Raw genomic sequence first — 18,725 nt, 5'->3', positions numbered from 1 at the left:
AGCAAACCGCCGGAGGCTGGACCCCAAGCGGGACAGTGGTCTCCGCCTGAGGGCTCATGGGCGTCCTCAGCCGCGAACCGGCGCAGCATGCTGGGCAACCGGAACCGCGACACGGCACCGGAGCTGCTCCTACGCTCACTCGTCCACAGGGCGGGGCTGCGCTACCGGGTGGCAGCCAAGCCCCTTCCTAAGATGCGGCGCACCGCCGACATGGTCTTCCGCCCTGTGAAAGTAGCTGTCTTCGTTGACGGCTGCTTCTGGCACGGCTGCCCTGAGCATTTCGTCATGCCGAAGACCAACCAGCCGTACTGGGAAGACAAGATCGGGCGGAACGTCCAGCGCGACAGGGACACCGACCAGCGCCTCGCGGACGAGGGCTGGCTGGTGCTGCGCTTCTGGGAGCATCTCGACCCGGAAGTCTGCGCGGCAAAGGTCGTCGATGCGGTGAGGTCCCGGCGGCAGCGGGAGGCAGAGTCTCGAGAGCAGCAGTAGGCCCTCGACGCCGCCCGCCCGCTCCGCACGAGCCCCGAAAATCAGCTGATCTTCGCCTGGTTCAGCGAGAACAGCTCATGCCGCTGGTGCCCCTCCTGGCCGACGAACGCCTTGAAATCGCCAAGGCTGTAGGCGTAGGTCCCGCCGGAACGCTGCTCCCTCCGGATCTCGAAGTCCCTTTCGAGATGCGCAATGTGCCGCTCGACCTCTGGTTCAGACAGGCGCTTGCCCGCCTTCTCCAGTCGGCCGATGATCTGGGTGATGCCGATGAACCTCTGCTTCTCCGCCTCAGCCCTCAGCAGCTTGTACACGGGGTCGTGGACCGTTTCCATATCCTCGACCAGCTCTGCCGGAGTGCCCTTCTTCTCCAGGGCCCGGGCGATCGACCGGCCGATGGCCTCTGCGACAGGAGGCGGGAAGGCATTGCCGACCTGGCGGTACTGGCTGGTCTTCTTCCCCTCGAAGAACCAGTCGTCCTCCTGCCTCCAGCCTTGGATGCGGGAGACCATCTCCACGGTCAGCTTGGGGCCCGCCTTCCCTTCCGCAGGCACCCACCCCTTCGCGGGAGCCTCATCCGCGACACCGTGCGCATCGACGCCGAGCTTCGCCCATGCCGCCTTGGCGCGGGTCGGTCCCAGGTCAGCGCCTCCGTGCTTCTTAGAGCCGCCGACAATGGTCGGGGCGATGTCGTTGGCTCCCTTGGCCCACTCCTCGGCCCCCTCCCAGCCGTTGGCAGCCATCAGGTCGCGCAGCGTCTCGCCGACCGTCGGTCGTTTGCCTTCGAGCGGTTTCGGCCAGGCGAAATACGGGGCGTACTCACGCTTCAGTGCGACGAGGACGAACCTGGGGCGCAGCTGCGGCACGCCGAAGTCGGCAGCATGGAAGAGCTCCCACTGCGCTACGTACCCGGCGTCCTGCAGCGTGTCTAGAACGTTCTGCCGGTAGGCGGCGAAACGGTTCGCACTGAGACCTCGCACGTTCTCCAGCAGGAGGGCCTTGGGCTGCACCCGCTCGGCCAGTCCAACTGCCCAGGCGAAGAGATCGCGCTCGTCAGTGGCGCCAAGCTGCTTGCCCGCGATAGTGAAGGGAGGGCAGGGGACGCCTCCGGCGATCAGATCCGGGGTCCCGTGCTCAGCGCAGAACCGCTCCGGGTCCCAGACCGAGCGGTCAGCCACGTCCCCTTCCCGGACATCGCACCCAGGCATGTTCCTCTTCAGGGTGGCGGCAGCACGGGGGTCGAGTTCTACAGCGACAGCGTGCTCAAATCCGGCACGCTCCAGCCCCAGAGCCTGCCCGCCGGCTCCCGCGCAGATCTCGGCAACCTGCAGCTTGGCCATTCGTCCTCCATACGTGCGCACTGCCCGCCGCGTGCTCGGATGCATTCACGGCGGGACAGGTTCGAACATGCTATCGAGCCCGTCCCCACGAACATCCCAGCAAGATCTCGACAAGTCCACAGGGACCGTGCAGGAACAGCTGAGCTGACCGCGAACGCGGTCAGCAAGGGGGGGCCCATGTTAGTTCGCCCGCACCAGCCCTCGTGGTCATCCACAGCCTCTGCGCGACCAAAAGGGACAAGCATCTCAATCCCCTGCACCGCACCCAGGAGGGGCAGGCCCATAGATCAAGGGTGTACGGCGCTGAGTAGCGGCATAAGCATTTGGGGGCGGAATATTCGCTCGACCCGCTGAAAGCCGAGCATCTCGGCCTCCGCGATGCGCTTGAGACAGGTCTACCCCTCCTTGCCATTCTCCTGTCGGCGGGCGCTCTCATCTACTGCGGCATGACGTCCACCCGCCGAACTGCGTCGGACCAGAGGCACCTACCTGCCCCAGGGCGTTTTGCCTTCATGAGATCAGGCCCTCCTTTGCCGCGGAGGCCCCGTCCGGGGCGAGGGACGCGACTACTCCCCGGCTTGCATGGGCCATGGCGGTGGCAGGTGATCGGTAGAGCGTCCTCGAGGGTTGTCAGCACGAGACGAAGTCGGCGTCGCGTGGGCAGAGGCCTCCCAAGCCACCACCCGGCGGGAGAACGCTTCTCGGATCGCCAACGGCCGCAAGGACCCATAGCCGGGCGCCAAAACGGGGCGTCGTCCAGCCGCACCATTTGCCCCCCACTGTCCAAAAGAGGGGTGTGACCACAGAGCGGTGAGACGCAGAGCACACCTGATGAGACGCTCCGTCTTGGGTAGTGGATGCGCCCGATGGGCTCTGCCATCGGCTGTACACCCGCGCAGATCGGAGAGGCGAACGAACAGGGGCCTGCCCGGGGCTCAAGAAACCTCACACCTTGACACTGAGGTGTCGTGCTCTGGTGAGTGCGACGTAGAGCGCGCGGTGGCTCTCGTCGCCAGAGTCGAGGCCCTCGCGGAGGGCGGCCACGTCGAAATCCTCCAGCCGCACTCCGACCCTGTCCCATTCCCTGCCCTTCGCCTGGTGACAGGTCAGGCCGAGTATCAGGCGGTCGTGCTCGACGTTCAGGCGCGTGCGCAGGTGACCAAGAGCCTTGCGCGGTGTCAGCTTGTTCCTCTTCGGCAGCTCGACGCGCCCTGTAGCGACCACGGCACGTACCAAGGCAGCCCAAATCTCGCCAAGATCGTCCTGGCCCGCCAGGTGTTGGAGTGTGCTCTGCAGAGTCGGACGCAGTTCCTCCAACATTTCGGCCTCCTTGATGCCCAGAGTGGTCCAGGCCTCTGGGAGGAACAAGGCCGGCAGACGGAGGGCCGTCTGGGTGAGTTCGTTAAGAAGCAAGGTGCACAAGGCTTTCTGAAGCGGCCCCATCCTCCACTTGGCGGTAGCCAAGGGGAGGACATGAGAATCGCAGTCCCACAGAGACTGCCATTTCCGCGCGAGCACGACATTGACGTCTTTCGCCGCTCCCTCGGGGAGGAACGTGCTCTGCCCGAGGCGCAATCCCTGAGTCAGTGCCGTCTGGGTCGCGCTGTCGCGCCATCGGAACGTGGTCCGGAGTTCGCCGCGTTCGAACTCCAGCAGTCCGAGGAGTCGGTGAACGCTCTCCGGGCGGGCGCCACGAAAGGCGTAGAGGGCCTGCCAGGGATCTCCCACCAGGGTGACGGCCAGTCCTGCGTCTGCCGCCACGCGGATGATCTCCACGTCCAGGTCGTTCGCGTCATAGGCCTCGTCGACTAGCAAGGACCTGATCGCTGTGGCGAAGTAGGCCGTGACGCGGGCGCGGATGTCCTCGGCCTCGAGGGCGTCACACAGGACCTCACGCACATTCTCGTGGGTGCACCGCCCATCCCCGATCGTGAAGGAGAAGTCCGCCGGCTTGATGTGGTACTTCGGTTCGTCTACCTGCTGGTAGGTGGTAACGACACGGGTACCCGCAAGACGGAGGACCGGCCTCGCTTTCGTTCGGGTGGTGGGCAGGTGTGTCGGCCATGTGTCCAGCACCTCCAGTTCCTCATGACCACCCGGCCACTGGAGGACCCGGGACCGCAGGAGGTGGGTGAGCAGGTCGTTCAGGACGGAATCGAGGGTAACGATGCGATGGGGCCAGGTCAGCGCCGGCGGGCCCCATTGCCGGTACACCCGGCTGCGTAGCTCCTCGGTGGCCGAGCGCGTGAAGCTGACCGCCACGACCGCCCGATGGTCAGCCGTACGCGCGAAGCGGTGCAGGCCGAAGCGTTGCTGCAAGACAGTCGTCTTCCCTGAGCCTGGGAGCGCCTCTACGTAGAGAAGGCGGTGAGGGTTCGCCGCAACGAGGAGCTGCTCCGGCGTGAGGACAGATCTGCCAGGCTGGCGGCTACTCATCGGAACCCGTCGTTCGAGGTGCGGCCGTTGGCAAGGCCCCCCTGCGGGAAGGGCGCTGGAGAAGGAGTTCATCCCAGGGCGGCGCGTCCGCTTCTGGAGCACCAGGGGGCAGTTCGTATCCGGCCGACCAGTCACTCTCTTTCTTCTCCTCGTCGTCCCACCAGTGGACGTCCTCGATGTCCTCGGCGGGTTGGTCACCCCTGTCCCGTTCCTCCTTCGCTACCGCGAGCCAGTCCGGCTCGTCGAGAGGAGCCAAAGGGTCGTTCTCTGACTCAGAGCCGTCCTCACCAGCCGCGTCGGGCGTGTAGAGGAACTCGAACAGCTGGCGCATGTGCTCAGGCACGGTTGGGGAGTTCGACACCTGCCCGAGGTTCGCCTCGTTGGCCTCCGCGAGGAGACCGGCGAAAGCCAGCGCAAAGTCTCCCTTCTTACTGGAACCCAGCCCCGCCGGAGTAGCGGGCTGCTCACCCTTGGCCTTCCGAGCGCTGCGGAACAGCTCGTGCACGGTCAGGGCCGTCACCTCCGGCACCTTCAGCCCGACCTCATTCAAAGCGGCCTCCATCAGGTACTCGTTACCCTCGGTGATGGACGGTTCCAGGGTCGGGTGACTGACGAAGGCGTCGACGACTGACTGGTCATGTTCGGCGAGCCACTTCGGTTTCTTGCGCTCTTCGCTCTCGAAGGGAAGATCGCTGTCGACGAGGACCGCCAGCCTGGTGCACAGCTCACTGCCCTGGGTCGCCAGCAGATGCACCGGCCACTGCCCGACCTTCCAGCCCATATGCACGATGCTGAGCGCGTCGATGAAGGAGTGCTTGCGCGTATCCGCGCCGGCCCACGTCCTGCCGAATTCCCGGACTATGGCGGCATCCGTGACGCCCTCGACCAGCACCAGGCGTTCGGCGAAGAGCGCGGCGGACCGGCTCGCGTCCAAGTGAAGCCGTGTCTTCCGCAGCGTGACGGCGCGGTCCTTCTTCGGTACGACATTGGCAACTGCGCGGCAGACCCTTCCCCGCGCCGTCCGGCGCACGATGACGAGTTCCTCCGGGGCGCAGGCCGTGATGACGTCCGGGGCGTGGGTGGAGAGGATGACCTGCAGTTCGGGGCGCTTCTTGACGGTCCTGCGCAGGTAACGGGCGAGAGCGTGCTGCAACTGCGGATGGAGGTGAGCCTCGGGTTCCTCGATGACGACCGTCGCATGGAAGGGCTTCATGCCGAAGAAGGAGTCCTCCTCCGCATCGGCGTCGGCCTGTGCCTGTTCGAGGTTCAGGGTCGCCTGCTGGATCTGCTCCTCCTCGGTGAGAGACGGCCGATCATGAGCGTCCGGGGGAGGCCAGGCCTCCCCCGGCGGAGTTTCGGGAGAGTCCGGTATCGCCGCCAGAGTCACGGCAATGTGCAGCAGGTTGACGTATCCCAGCCCGGAGACTTCGAGGGGGCGGGCAAACCTGCGTCCCTCCATGACGGCGAGCATGACTTCCAGTACGCGGGCCAGGTAGGTGTCGTCGATGACCTGACCGCGAATGTACGGCCACTGGCGGTCCACCCCGGCCGACAGATCCGTGAGGTATCCGCCGATCCTCTTCTCGACGGCGTCAATGATGCTCTCCTTGGCCAGCTCCTCAAGCAGTTGGGAGGCGCGCGCTCGGAGGCCCACCAGGTTCCGGGTGTCGTTCAGGCGCTGCTGTTCGGCACGGAGCAGTTCCACCAGGATCCTTGCCTCGCGGCGCGCCAGCTCATCCAGTGGATGGCGCCAGGCTGGCAGATAGATCAACTTGTGCGGGTCCAGATCCAGGGTCCTGCCGTGCGCACTTACGACCTTCGCGACGACGCCGCCGAGCCGACGGTTCAGCGTGACGCCCCAACTCTGGGCGACTTGGCCAAGAGGCTGGTGGTCGACCACATGCAGTCGGCGTCCGAGTGGCCCCTCCTCGTCGAGGCTGTCGCCCAGTTCGTAGGCGACCTCGATGGTGCGGGTGGACCTCTCCGGCGCAAGCGCGGCGGATCCGTATCTCGGCAGGACCGGGAAGCGGCTGGTGGGATGGGCCAAGTAGAGCGCGTCTGTGAGGGTCGTCTTACCGGCGCCATTCGCTCCGATCAGCGCACTGAAACGACCGGGGAGGTCGCAGGTCATAGCCTCCTCCGCGCTTGCCCGGAAACCGCTGACCGCAATGCGACTCAGGTGCACCATGTCCCCCACAGGTCAACCAGCACGACAACAGTCATCATCCATGCCACTGGCAATTCCCTGAAGGGGTAAATCGCTTGAGCTCGGATCCACCGCCGGGATGGCGGTGGATCCGAGCTCAAGGGAACAAGGCGCCAAACTGGTCTCGACCGCGGGAACCTCGCAGCCGCACCCACATCAGCGGTCTCCAGCTGGAATACGTCTGTTCCCGTATCGATTGCTTCCCGACGCGGCAGTCTGCAGCGCGCTGACGGCAACGGTGGTTCCTTCACTGGCGGGTGTTGGCCTTGTCCCCGCGTGCCTGCAAGACCTGTACGCGGAGGTGGACGAGGTGCTCACGGCACGGGGCGAGGTCGAGGTGGCGCCACTGCGGCACTACATCGCCTACCGGCGGCTGATGAACGTGGCGTCGGTGATCTTCCGCCCGCAACACGGAACGATCTTGGTTTATCTCAGATTCGACCCGGACTTGGTCGCGCTGAAGGAGGGCTTCACCTGGGACATGCGCGGTATGGCCATCTGGCAACCGGGGGCCTGGAGGTGCGCTCACCTCCGCGGCGGACCTGGAAAGGGCGGCGTCTTTATCCGACGGGCTTTCGGGGCGGACTGACGCAACAAGAAGGATGGCTGGAACATCATTTCCTCGATGCTCCAGCCGCCCTTCGACTTCTCCCCGGCCCCGGGCTCTCTTCACTCTCATGTTGAGGCCTCCGGTCCGGCCAAGGCGAAGTCATTCTTCGCCAACTCGGCGCGGAGCCTCTGCTCGGCGACGTCGGCGTAGTGCGAGGACAGCTCGACACCCACGAAGCGGCGTCCCTCGCGAAGGGCTGCGACGCCCGTGGAGCCGCTGCCGGTGAACGGGTCGAGGATGACGCCGTCTTCGGGGCAGATCCGTACGAGCTGCTGCATGACCTCGACGGGCTTCTGGGTGATGTGAACGCGGCCCTTGCGGGGCTGGGAAGCGATGTAGTGGCCGGGGAGGTAGAGGTCGCGGGTGTTGTCGAGGGATCCCTTGACCCCCCAGATGATGAACTCGGAATCCTGCTTCGGCCCGCCCTTCCGGGGTCGGCTGGAGGGCTTGATCCATGGAATCGTGCCGCTCCAGGTCCACCCCGCCATCTGCAGGGCGTCCGTGGTGGTCGGCTCTTGGCGCCAGTCGGTAAAGACCATGGCGACCGAATGCTCGGTGGCCGCCCGGTAGGCCTCGGTGAGCAACTCGGTCAGCCAGGATCGGTAGGAACGCTGGTCACGGTTATCGCCGGGGAAGTCGGCGAGGTCGTGGGCCGAGTTACTGGTGACGTACTTGGCTCGCGCGGTGCGGCCGGTGCGGTCCGAGCTGGTGCGCCCGCCGGAGTTGTACGGCGGGTCGGTGATGACGGCGTTGACACTCTCATCCGGGAGGGACTTCAACACGGTAAGGGCATCGCCTCGGTGCAGCGTGTAACTCATGTGCGGGTCCTCTTTCAGGGCGCGGCAGGACTGCGCCCGCTCCGGACGGCGTTCAACAGCAGTCGCTTCGAGCGGGGTTGCGCCGGAGGTTAACCGCGAGTTCCGGCCGCACCTAACGAGCCGCTTCAGGCAACTGGGTCGGGCCCGGGAACCGTTTGGTGCGGCCGGAATCCCGGTCTACTGTCTCGCCACGTCACCAGGTCGGAACCTCGTTTCGTACCCGTTGACCTGCGCTTATCCGTGTTGTCTCGTTCGGGCGAGCAACGTGGCAATCCCGTTGGCCCTTCTTTCCTGAAGCGGTGAGGAGATCCGGTGTTCCGCCTGAGATTACGAGCGCGGGCTGCCGCCCATTAATTGCGACCAGCATCCGGGAGCTACCAACTCCTGTGGCCTGGGCCCGCCCTGTGAGGCGGATTCACATCGGCGTGGTGCCGGCAGCTTTGCACGAGAAGCCGGCACCACGCCTCCTACGAACATCGAGGAGCCGCTGCGATGCAGCATGGCCTGATACCCCCGCGTCCCGACCCAACAACGCTGTCCGGCCGGTATCACCGTCTCGGTGAGCGGTGTCTCCGATGAAAAAGACCACCGGAGCCGTCGTCGGTCTCTTCGCGGCCGGTCCGCTACTGCTGGCGGTTCCGATCCTCGCCATCGGCGCTGGGGCGGCTTCGGCCTCCTGCTCTGCAGGCGGTACACCGCCTGTGGATACCTCGGCCGTCGCCGCTCAGGTGAAGGCGATCCTGGACGGCGGCGGAAAGGAAGCGGTCTCCGTGCCGGGACTGGGTGATCCGGCGGAGCAGGTGCCCAACGCCAAGACGATCCAGGCCACCGGCGTCGCGATGAACGTTCCGGCCCGTGGGCAGGTCGCGGCCCTGGCCACGGCCTTGCAGGAGAGCGGACTACGGAACCTGACCTACGGCGACCGCGATTCGCTGGGACTGTTCCAGCAGCGTCCGTCGCAGGGGTGGGGCACCGCGAACGAGATCCTCGACCCGGTGCACGCCTCGACCAAGTTCTACGAGGGGCTGAAGAAGGTCTCGGGCTGGCAGTCCCTCTCTGTCACCCAGGCCGCTCAGGCGGTGCAGAGGTCCGGCTTCCCGGAGGCTTACGCCAAGTGGGAGCCACTGGCCACCGCGTTGCAGCAGGCGATCGAGCCCCTGCTGCCGAAGGCCGACGGAGCATCAACGGCTCCTTCGCCGTCCGGTTCGGGTAGTCCCACCGGCCTGGCGGGCGGCTGCACGACGGCCGGGGACGGCACCGACTTCGGGACCATTCCGGCGGGCGCGGTGCCTGACGGGTACGAGATTCCCGCGGACGCTCCGCGCGAGGTCCAGACAGCGATCCGCTGGGCACTCGGCCAGCTCGACACCCCGTATCAGTGGGGCGGCAGCTGCACCGACGCCCATGGGCCGGACCCCATGGGCCGGTGCGACTGCTCCTCGCTGATGCAGCAGGCGTACAAGGCTGCCGGGGTCACCCTGACTCGGACGACGTACACGCAGGTCAAGGACGGCAAGTCGATATCGGCCGATGCTCTCCGGCCAGGAGACCTCCTATTCACCGAGGGGTCGGTCAGCACTCCTGAGCACGTCGGCATGTTCATCGGCCAGGGCCTGATCATTCACGCCCCCCACACCGGTGACGTGGTCCGCATCACGACCCTCGCGTCCTGGAAGCCGCAGATCCTCGCGGCCCGCCGAGTCGCCTGACCTGCCCCTCCTCCGCCCTCTTTCCGCTCTCGCTCCGCCCGCTCGGGCTTTGACGCGCATTGAATCGAACTGGAGTTCTTACATGTATCTCGCGGACAAGGTCGTCCAGCTCGCCTACGACCCCGGGATCAAGCCGAACGAGGGCGGGCTGCCCGGCCTCGCCGTCCTCAAGCAGGTGATGGGCTCCATCAACCTCTTCGGCATCATCGCCGTGGTCGGCGCGCTCGCCGTCAGTGCCGGCGTGTGGGCGTGGGGCCATCACTCCGGCGGCCACCAGGCCGAGGCCAACGGCAAGAAGGGTGTGCTGGTCAGCGCCGGTGCGGCGCTCCTGTTGGGTGCCGCGAACGGTGTGGTGGCGTTCTTCAGCACGCTGGGGACGCAGGTCCGCTGATGTCCTCCCGCTCCTCGAACCCCGGCGGCGTATCGAGCGTGCGCCGCCGGGCGCTGCTCGGCACCGCCGTCCTGGTGGTGCTCGTCGCCCTCGCCGGTCTGGCCGCCTACCTCACCCGCGACGGCAGGGAACCCGCCAAGCCCCCTGCAAATCAGACGACTTCGGTCTCCCCCTCTGCCCCGGCCGTTTCGCCGGCCGGGTCGCCGTCGCCGATCACAAGCTCCGCCGCCCTCCCGGTCCCACCGGACACGCACGATCCGATCGCGTTCGGGAAGGCAGCCGCCACAGCTCTGTGGTCCTACGACACCCGCGCGTACTCCCAGGCGGAGTTGCTGACCTCTCTGCACGGGTGGCTGACCACCGAGAACAAGTACGCCGACCGCGACTCGGTCGACGCGGTCGTTCCCTCGCCCGTGCTGTGGAAGAACATGGCCGCCAACGGCCAGTTCGCCACCGCGACCGTGAACGAGGGGCACTTCCCGGACGCGTTCACCCAGGCCCTTCAGGCGGCCCCCGGGACAATCACGCAGGCGTACGTCTACGCGGTGACCGTCTCCGGCAAGCAGTCGATCGCCTGGAACGGCGCGCCCGCCGGTGGTGCGGAGAACCGCGTCACCACCCTCGCGGTCCAGTGCCGGCCCGACCATCCCTGCGCCCTGGCCGGCGTCATGCCGTCCGTCGCGCCCTGATCCCCAGCCCGGAAAGGAGGTACCACCATGGGAGTCTGCGACCTTCCGCTGATGGACAAGGTCTGCGGCGCTGTCGACTTCGCCACCAACCCCGCCGGGGCCGTCACCGACGGCATCGGGGCATGGATCGCGAAGTCCATGGGTGAACTGGCCGCCAGCGCGGCTGATCTCGCCGCCAGGACCGTCAACGCGACCACCGCCATCGACCTCAACGCGTCGTGGTTCCGGGAGAACTACGAACTGCTGCTGCCCATCGGGCTCGCGCTGACCGTCGGCACGTTCTGCATCCAGTTGATGCTCGCGGCCTGGCGACGCGACGAGCGAGCCTTGGCCCAGGCAGCGATCGGCACCATTACCGGTGTCCTGTTCAGCTTCTGTGCCATCGCCTTCACCTCCGTCGCCATCACCGTGGTCGACGCCTTGTCCGACGGCCTGTTCCAAGCGGCCAACAGTTCGGTCGACGACGCGATCCGCCGAGTGGTGAAGGTCACCGAACTGGGGGCGATGTATGGCCTCGGCTGGGGAGTCCCAGCCATGGTCGCCCTCGGATGCGCGATCGGCGCGTTCCTGTACTGGGGCGTCATGGTCGCGCGCAAGGTCGGCGTACTCGTCATGGTCTCCCTCGCCGTCTTCGCGGGGGCCGGCGGAGGCTGGGAGGTCGCCAAGCGGTGGCGGCGCGGCTGGATCGAGGCCACCGCCACCCTGGTCGTCTCGAAGCTGTTGATGACCGTGGTCTTCCTCATCGGTGTCTCGGCGATGGGCAAGTCGGATGCCCACGACGGCATGGCTGCCCTGTCCGACGCGATGGCCGGCATCGTCGTGATGGTGCTGGTCCTGCTGTGCCCGTACGCGACGTACAAGTTCGTCCACTGGGCGAGCGACGGCGGCGGCCATGACAACCTGCACCGCACCGGCGTCGCCGGCATGGCGGTCGCCGCGGGGGCCGCGAAGACCGCGGGCAGCATGGCGATGCGGGTCGGCACCGGCGCAGGCGCCCCTTCGCCGCAGGGTCCGAGCCAGGTACCTGGTGCGGGCACCGACGGTGTCGCCTCCGGCATCAACCCCGCCGGTGGCAACCTCAGTAAGGAGGGCATCGACTCCGGCCCGCCCAAGCCGCGGACCAGCTTCCGCTACGGCGAGGACCCGAACGCCTCCGGCGACAAGGGCCGCGCCCTGATCCAGCGCTCCGGCATCCCGCCGCTCGTCACCCGGCCCAGCGAGGGTGAAACGGAGGGGGCCGAAGGAGGCACCCCGGGTGCGCGGTTCGCCGGCACGTCGGCTCCGGTCAGCAGCGTCGTCCGTGCCGGTGCCGCGTCCCCCGCCGGCCCTGCGCCCGGGGAGGGACCGAGCAGCCCTGCCTCACCGCCACCGTCCTCGACGGAGCCGTCGGCGACCGGTTCCCCGACGCCGACGAGCTGGATACAGCAACCCACCCGGCCGCCCTCGGGTTCCTGACCAACCACAACCGGGGGCGGGCTGCACTCACAGCCCGCCCCCGCTCCCCTCGCACCACCGGCCAGGAGAAACGGAGCCTCGCCGTGTCCTCCAGAAGAAGAGCACCGCACACCTCGCCCTCCGTCCGCTCCCACCGTCTGGAACCGCCATGTCCGTCAAACCCCCGGCCGAAACCACCACGGCCACCGTGAAGTTCCCGCACCGCAGCAGGCGCGGCATCCTGCTCGGCCTGACCGCCACGCAGCTGATCATCGTCGGCCTCGCCGGTCTGCTCCTGCTCTCCGTGATCCTCGCCCGCGGAGTGGTCGGCGCTCTCGAACTCATTCCGGTATGGGCCGCCATCGCCCTTCTCGTCTTCGTCCGCCACCGAGGCCGTGCCCTGGCCGACTGGACTCCGATCGTCACCCGATACGTGGTCCGCCGGCTGCGCAAGCAGTTGGTCTGGCTCACCCGCCCCTCGCACCACCCGGTCCGCGAAGGGCTCCTCCACCTGCCCGGCACAGCGGCCAGTCTGCGTGTGGTCACCGCACCCGACCGCCGCTACGGCGCGGTCCACGACCCGCACACGGGCACGCTGACCGCCGTCGTCAAGGTCTCCTCCCGCGCCTACGCTCTGCTCGACCCCGGTACTCAGAACGCCAACGTCAGCGGCTGGGGACGCGCCCTGGCCGCTCTGGCCCGTACCGGCCAGGTAGCCAGGATCCAGGTGATCGAGCGCACCGTCCCGGACTCCGGCGACGCGCTGCGCCGCTACTGGGAGGAGCACGGCCGACCCGACACCCCCGTGGCCGGTGCGATCTACAGCGAGCTGATCCAGAGCGCGGGCCCGGCCGCGGCACCGCATGAGGCGTATGTCGCGGTGTCGCTGGACGCCAAGGCCGCACGCCGTCTGATCAACCAGGCCGGAGGCGGTCTCACCGGGTCCTTCAACGTCCTGGGCCAGCTGACCTCGACATTCGACCAGGCCGCACGGACCGCCGGGCTCAACCCCACGGGTTGGCTCACCGCTCGCGAGATCGCGGCTGTCGTTCGAACCGCGTACGACCCCAAGGCGCTCTCCGCACTGGACCGTTGGTCGGTCAGCGGCCGCCCCGAGGCAGAGCCCGCTGCCGCCGGCCCGGTCGTGGTCGTCGAGAAGGCGGACCACATCGCTACCGACTCGGCCGTCCACGCCACGTACTGGATAGAGAACTGGCCCCGCACCGAAACCTCGGTCGGCTTCCTGCACCAGCTCCTGTTCACCGCCGGGGTACGGCGCACGCTGTCGCTGTCGTACGAGCCGAAGGGCCTGGACGCCGCCCTGCGTGACGTCCAGCGCAGGAAGGCCAGCGTGATCGCGGATGCTGCGGAACGGACGCGGCGGGGACAGGTCGACTCCGAGGCGGACTCGATCGAGTACCAGGACATCAAGTCCCGTGAACGCCAGCTCATCGCAGGGCACGCGGACGTCGCGTTGACCGGATTGCTGACCGTCTCGGCCGACTCCGAGGAGGAACTGCGTTCCGCCTGCGCGGTCGTGGAAACCGCAGCCGTCGGCGCCCAGCTCGATCTGCGGCCGCTCACCTGGCAGCAGGCCGAGGCATTCACCGCCGCCGCCATGCCGCTCGCCCGCACCGTCTGAAACCGGTCTTCGTCCCCTTCTCTCCTGTGAAAGAGCGCCCGCATGTCCCGCACCGCCAGTACGACCGCGCAGGACTTCGTGCCCTTCGCCACCGCCGCGCTCGACTTCCACCGCGCGCTCAACCTCCCGGGCGGTCCGCTCGTCACCACCCGCCCCGAGCTGGACGCCCTGCACGCCCATCTCGTCTCGCTGTACGAACTGCTCGACGCCCACGCCTCCCGCACGGGACAGCTCGTCCCTGTCGAGGGCGACGCCCTCCGTGCCGCCCTCACCAGGGCCTGGCAGGCCGCCGACCACATCCACACCGCCTACCACGCGGCGCCCCGGCCGGACTCCGGCGAAGTGCCCGAACCCGAGGCGTGCCGGGCCGCCCTGCCCGAAGGGGCGCCCGAGCTGACCGTCTGCCAGCGCCACCAGCGCACCGCGCGCCTCGTGCGCCGCCGCACCACCCCTGCCGACCTGCACGCACCGTTCACCGGCCTCGTACGCCACTAACCCCGCCTTCCACTTGGAGAACGTTCATGCCCCGCACCCGCGCCAGCGCCTCCCACCTGTTCGTCCCCCGCAAGGCGACCCGTGCCGAGCAGCGGGCCGCCCGAAGCGGTTTCGCCGAGGCCCGTCGTCAGGCGCGCCTGGCCGGCGCCGCGCCCAAGCACCGTGCCGCGGAATTCCTCGATCCGGAGCTGCGCCCGGTCTTCCCGTCGTCCGGGCGCCCCGGCTCCTCCTCGGCTCGGGGCGGCAAACTGCGCCTGCCCGCCCACCGGATGACCACCGCCACCGTGTCCGGGGCCTACCCCTTCCTCGCGGAGGGCGGCCTGGGCGCGGAGGGCATCTTCATCGGCCGCGACGTACACGCCGAAGCAGCTTTCTGTTACGACCCGTTCTCGCTGTACAACAGCGGCAGGATCGAGGGCTTCACCAACCCGAACGCCGTCCTGGCCGGGATCATCGGCATGGGCAAGAGTGCACTGGCCAAGTCGATAGCCACCCGGGCGATCGCCCACGGCTACCGGGTCTACGTCCCCTGCGATCCCAAGGGCGAGTGGACGGCCGTCTCACAAGCTCTCGGCGGCTACAGCATCGCGCTGGGGCCGGGCCTCCCCGGCAGGCTGAACCCTCTGGACGCTCCGGCCCGGCCGGCGTCGGTGAGCGAGGACGACTGGTCGACCGAGGTCCGAAAGCGCCGTCTCCTGCTCCTGGCCGGCCTCGCTCGTACCGTGCTGAAGCGTGATCTCCTGCCGATGGAGCACACGGCCCTGGACCTCGCGCTCGACCTCGTCGTCGCCGAGGCCAACGCCGACGGCACGGTGCCGCTGCTCGGCGAGATCGCCCACGCCCTCAGCTCCCCCGAGCGCCTCGACCGGGCCCTCGGCGACCAGGCCGGCCACATGGGGCTTGCCGCGCAGGACCTCGCACACGCCCTGCGCCGCCTGGTACACGGCGACCTGAGCGGCATGTTCGACGCCCCGAGCACCGTGACCTTCGACCCTGCCACCCCGATGCTGTCCATCGATCTCTCCCGCCTCGGCGGCTCCGGCGACGACACCGCCCTGGTCCTGGCCATGACCTGCGCCTCGGCGTGGATGGAATCCGCACTCGCCGACCCTGACGGCGGCCGACGCTGGGTGATCTACGACGAAGCGTGGCGCGTGATGCGGCACGTCGGCCTGCTGGAACGCATGCAGTCCCAGTGGAAACTCTCCCGCGGCCTCGGCATCGCCAACCTCATGGTCATCCACCGGTTGTCGGATCTGCTCTCGGCAGGCGATGCCGGCTCACGCGGCCGGGTGCTGGCGGAGGGCCTCCTCGCCGACTGCTCCACCCGCATCATCTACCGCCAGGAACCCGACCAACTCGCCGCAGCCGCTTCACTGCTCGGCCTGACCGGCGTCGAGACCCAGGCAGTCTCCGCCCTGACCAAGGGCCGAGGCCTGTGGAAAGTCGCAGGCCGCTCCTTCATCACGCAGCACATCCTGCACCCGGCCGAGCGCGAACTGTTCGACACCGACGCCCGCATGTCGGCATAAGCCCGTGGGTTCGTCTGCTCGCTAACACCCTCTTGGCAGACGCCAGCACAAGAACGAGGACCAATCATGCCCATTTATCCTGCTTTTGATAAGGGCCAGCCCCTGACGGCCACCGATCAACTGGCATGGAGGCAGCACATCCCGGCGCTCTCCTCCGCCGCCGACGGCATCAGGCAGGCATTCGACGCCTGGGACGCGGTCTCGGACTCCTTCTGCGACGAGGACGGCTGGCCCATCGACGAGAAGGGCTACGCGGACGGCAAAGTGAACCCGTGACGCAGAGGCGTGGAAACACGTCGAGGTCTTCCTCACCTACGGCCTCGAGGTCCTGGCCGGAGTCCGTGCCGCCGCCCACGGTGCCGACTACGTCGAGGGGCCGGTCAGCGAGGACCTCCGGCAGCTGCGCGCGATCGACACCACTCTGGAACGGGCAGGCCAGGTCCGGCACGAGTGGGACCAGGTCATGGCGCTCATGGACGACTCGCTCCCTGGCTCACGGGAGATCTACGCGAGCCATGCGCAGGAGATCCGCAACTCCGAAGGCTGGTACTAAGCCGACGAGTTGTCCCGTCAAGGCCCGGCACTCGCTCGGGCTGCCAGCTACTTGGCCGAGCAGATGGCTCCCGATCGGCCCTCGCAGAACGACCGAGCCCAGGCGGCCCTCGCTCGCTCCGCTCTCGGCAACCGCGAGGCCTCGCCCGCTTCGCCTCCCGCACCACCGGCGTCGAACCCGAAGCCCCCACGTCATTCCCGCTGACGTCGATAGCACCGAGTTCCGGCGGCACCAAACCGGCCGATCGCCGCATCCTCGTGGAACACCGCGCCCCTCACCCCTACCAGCGGCTAGCGCCGTCGGTCACCGGGGCACTCGGCCAGGGAGAAGGAGAAAACTCATGCGTCCCGATGAACCCCGCGTTCCACTCCATCAGGAGGACCTACCGATATCCGCTCGCCCGAGCAAACTGCTCCTCCAGCAAGCCGTCGCCGGCCTGCCGGGGCCTGAGCACGGATACGGACACCTCACCGCGCCCCTTCGGCAGCGTGGCCTGGTGTGCACTGTCGAGTACGGCCTCAGCGACTACATCGTCCACGCCAACCTCCCGGACGGCAGCTCGCTGATCATCTCGCCACCCCAGGAACCGCCGACCGACCACCCACCTGGACACCCCGAAAGCTGGCTGGTGACCCGAGGGCATCCCGACGACTCCACAGTCCACGAAGTGATCTACGACTCGGAGCCAGGCGGCCCCCACGCCCAGCACGGCGGCAGCGCCCCCAGCCTGCTCGCCGCCATCGACGGATGCCTCGATCAGCTGGGCGTGCCTCCACGACCGGACGCTGCCTCGTCTCGAGCGAGTGCCGCTCGCGCACTCTCACCGACCGCCCATTGCACGACCCCTGCACCAACGCCGGCAGCTTCGGCCGTACGCCCCGCGCTTCCGCCCGTTCGTCCTCCGTCCTCACTCGGTCGCTGACCACTTCCCGCCGGAGTGCTCGATGCCCCGCACCAGCAGAACCATCTCGGCCCTCGACCACCGCGTTTCCCGAGCCGCACCGGACGGATCAGCCATGTCCACCCACTACGACTCGCTTCCCGACGTAGCTATCGGCCGCCACCCCGACTACGGCATCGTCGCCGCGAACCCAAAACATCTCGCAGCCAGCGCATGGATGTTGAAAGGCTTCGACTTCCACCCCGTCCCTGACCAGCCGACGCTGTACGCACTGGCCGACCAACAACGTGACGGACAGGGCCGCGCCACCCGGGCCGTCACGCTGCTGCGCGACGCCGACTACCAGGTCGACGTAGATGCCACGTTCGACCCCTCACTGGCCTCGGAAGCGGCCGCCGACCTTGACCGGCCGCCGCGCATGGTTCCCGACGTCGCGTTCGCCGAACATCCGCAGCTCGGCATCATCGCGGCCACCGAGGACCACTCCTCCGCGCTCGGCGGCCGCCTCGTCCTGGAGGAGCACGGCTGGCGCCATAACCCGGCCCTGGACGTCTACACGCTGCCCATCACCACCGCCCGCAGCGAAGCCCTGGGGAAGGTGGCCGACGCCACGCTGTCGATGCATCGATCCGATCTCCAGGTCGCGGTGCAGCCCTCCCTTACCCAGGACGTAGCAGCTCGCCGCCCTCCTGCGCCCGCAACGGCCGCGCGCCCCGACCACGACCGGGGCTTCACCCGTGCCTCCTCCGTCAGCGCCGCCGCTCTCGCTGCCAGCCCAGCCCGCGACGGCCTCCCGGCCAAGACGCCGGTGCCCGCTCCCACCGCCTCCGCTCCGGCGGCCCGGCCGGTCGACCCTCGCATCGCCTTCGCCCTCAACCGCTAACCCCACCTCCCGTAAGGAACCGTTCCCATGGCCGTGAAGACCGTCTGGCAGATCACCCATTCCTGCGGCCACCAGGCCGACCGCGACCTGTCCAACCGGGCCGCCGACCGGCGTGCGGGCTTTGCCGAGTGGCTCGCCAAGCAGGAGTGCACCGACTGCTGGCGAACCTCCGAGGAAGGCGCCGAACCGGACAAGACCGCCTGGCTGAAGGCTAAGCGCGCCGAAGAACGGGCCGAATCCGAAGCCTGGTCGCAGCAGTACCGGATGCCGCCCCTGGACGGGACCGAGCGAGCCGTCGCCTGGGGTGTGCGCTGCCGCCACCAGGCCCTGGCCGCCGCATACGCCGTCCTGGTCCTCGAAGGCGAGACCAGCGAAACAGAGTGGGAGAAGATCGAGGAGGCCGCTCGCACCGTCACCCGCGCCGGGTGGTGGATCGACCAGCGCTCCTCCGAACCCGACGACCTCGCCGAGCTGCTCCAGGCCGCCACCGAGGCCGAGCGGACCACCGAGAACCCTCACTTCTGACCGCCCGATGCCCCGCCAAGGTGGTGCACCAGTTGCCTTCCTGCCAGCGATGCCCTCGCCGGAGCGCTCCCC

The 18,725-nt window shown here is 68.1% G+C and carries 16 protein-coding genes; 12 read left to right on the top strand and 4 right to left on the bottom strand.

Features of this window, described 5'->3' with window-relative positions; translation table 11 throughout:
- Positions 1 to 87 precede the first annotated feature (87 nt).
- Positions 88 to 492, top strand: a complete 405-nt coding sequence (locus tag LWJ43_RS21340; protein WP_462100900.1) for a very short patch repair endonuclease — start codon at positions 88 to 90, stop codon at positions 490 to 492.
- A 41-nt stretch (positions 493 to 533) separates the two neighbouring features.
- Here LWJ43_RS21340 and LWJ43_RS21335 read toward each other — a convergent pair whose 3' ends face one another.
- The 3 genes from LWJ43_RS21335 to LWJ43_RS21325 form a co-directional block, all read right to left on the bottom strand.
- Complete coding sequence (locus LWJ43_RS21335) at positions 534 to 1,829, bottom strand: DNA cytosine methyltransferase (RefSeq protein WP_277333822.1); 1,296 nt, start codon at positions 1,827 to 1,829, stop codon at positions 534 to 536.
- 945 nt (positions 1,830 to 2,774) lie between these two features.
- Positions 2,775 to 4,265, bottom strand: a complete 1,491-nt coding sequence (locus LWJ43_RS21330) for a UvrD-helicase domain-containing protein (protein WP_277333821.1) — start codon at positions 4,263 to 4,265, stop codon at positions 2,775 to 2,777.
- A complete protein-coding gene (locus LWJ43_RS21325) occupies positions 4,258 to 6,396 on the bottom strand; it encodes an ATP-dependent nuclease (RefSeq protein WP_277333820.1) in 2,139 nt (712 codons plus the stop codon). The genes LWJ43_RS21330 and LWJ43_RS21325 overlap by 8 nt, the downstream gene beginning before the upstream one ends.
- 376 nt (positions 6,397 to 6,772) lie before the next feature.
- Between LWJ43_RS21325 and LWJ43_RS21320 the strand changes: the two genes are divergently transcribed.
- Positions 6,773 to 7,060, top strand: coding sequence for a hypothetical protein (locus LWJ43_RS21320; RefSeq protein WP_277333819.1), 288 nt, complete (start codon positions 6,773 to 6,775; stop codon positions 7,058 to 7,060).
- A gap of 86 nt (positions 7,061 to 7,146) precedes the next feature.
- Here the strand turns inward: LWJ43_RS21320 and LWJ43_RS21315 are convergent, their stop codons facing one another.
- On the bottom strand, positions 7,147 to 7,899 hold the full coding sequence (locus LWJ43_RS21315) for a DNA-methyltransferase (protein WP_277333818.1): 753 nt from the start codon (positions 7,897 to 7,899) through the stop codon (positions 7,147 to 7,149).
- 575 nt (positions 7,900 to 8,474) lie between these two features.
- Between LWJ43_RS21315 and LWJ43_RS21310 the strand changes: the two genes are divergently transcribed.
- The 10 genes from LWJ43_RS21310 to LWJ43_RS21265 all read left to right on the top strand — a co-directional run bounded on the left by LWJ43_RS21310 (position 8,475) and on the right by LWJ43_RS21265 (position 18,653).
- Positions 8,475 to 9,608 carry a C40 family peptidase gene (locus tag LWJ43_RS21310; protein ID WP_277333817.1) on the top strand — a complete coding sequence of 378 codons (1,134 nt, stop codon included), beginning with the start codon at positions 8,475 to 8,477 and terminating at the stop codon, positions 9,606 to 9,608.
- A gap of 82 nt (positions 9,609 to 9,690) precedes the next feature.
- A complete protein-coding gene (locus LWJ43_RS21305) occupies positions 9,691 to 9,999 on the top strand; it encodes a DUF6112 family protein (protein ID WP_266621993.1) in 309 nt (102 codons plus the stop codon).
- Positions 9,999 to 10,688 (top strand): hypothetical protein, encoded by a 690-nt coding sequence (locus tag LWJ43_RS21300; RefSeq protein WP_277333816.1) that lies wholly within the window; start codon positions 9,999 to 10,001, stop codon positions 10,686 to 10,688. Before LWJ43_RS21305 ends, LWJ43_RS21300 begins: the two co-directional genes overlap by 1 nt.
- A gap of 27 nt (positions 10,689 to 10,715) precedes the next feature.
- On the top strand, positions 10,716 to 12,143 hold the full coding sequence (locus LWJ43_RS21295) for an SCO6881 family protein (RefSeq protein ID WP_277333815.1): 1,428 nt from the start codon (positions 10,716 to 10,718) through the stop codon (positions 12,141 to 12,143).
- A gap of 148 nt (positions 12,144 to 12,291) precedes the next feature.
- Entirely contained in the window at positions 12,292 to 13,764 is a 1,473-nt protein-coding gene (locus LWJ43_RS21290; protein WP_277333814.1) for an SCO6880 family protein, read from the top strand.
- 42 nt (positions 13,765 to 13,806) lie between these two features.
- Positions 13,807 to 14,259, top strand: coding sequence for a DUF6238 family protein (locus LWJ43_RS21285; RefSeq protein WP_277333813.1), 453 nt, complete (start codon positions 13,807 to 13,809; stop codon positions 14,257 to 14,259).
- 26 nt (positions 14,260 to 14,285) lie between these two features.
- On the top strand, positions 14,286 to 15,791 hold the full coding sequence (locus tag LWJ43_RS21280) for an ATP-binding protein (protein ID WP_277333812.1): 1,506 nt from the start codon (positions 14,286 to 14,288) through the stop codon (positions 15,789 to 15,791).
- A gap of 66 nt (positions 15,792 to 15,857) precedes the next feature.
- On the top strand, positions 15,858 to 16,067 hold the full coding sequence (locus LWJ43_RS21275) for a hypothetical protein (protein WP_277333811.1): 210 nt from the start codon (positions 15,858 to 15,860) through the stop codon (positions 16,065 to 16,067).
- 1,293 nt (positions 16,068 to 17,360) lie between these two features.
- A complete protein-coding gene (locus LWJ43_RS21270) occupies positions 17,361 to 18,128 on the top strand; it encodes a hypothetical protein (protein ID WP_277333810.1) in 768 nt (255 codons plus the stop codon).
- A 27-nt stretch (positions 18,129 to 18,155) separates the two neighbouring features.
- On the top strand, positions 18,156 to 18,653 hold the full coding sequence (locus LWJ43_RS21265; protein ID WP_277333809.1) for a hypothetical protein: 498 nt from the start codon (positions 18,156 to 18,158) through the stop codon (positions 18,651 to 18,653).
- Positions 18,654 to 18,725 lie beyond the last annotated feature (72 nt).

Source organism: Streptomyces sp. JH34, from assembly GCF_029428875.1.
Lineage (GTDB): Bacteria > Actinomycetota > Actinomycetes > Streptomycetales > Streptomycetaceae > Streptomyces.
This window is presented reverse-complemented; position numbering and strand designations above follow the sequence as displayed.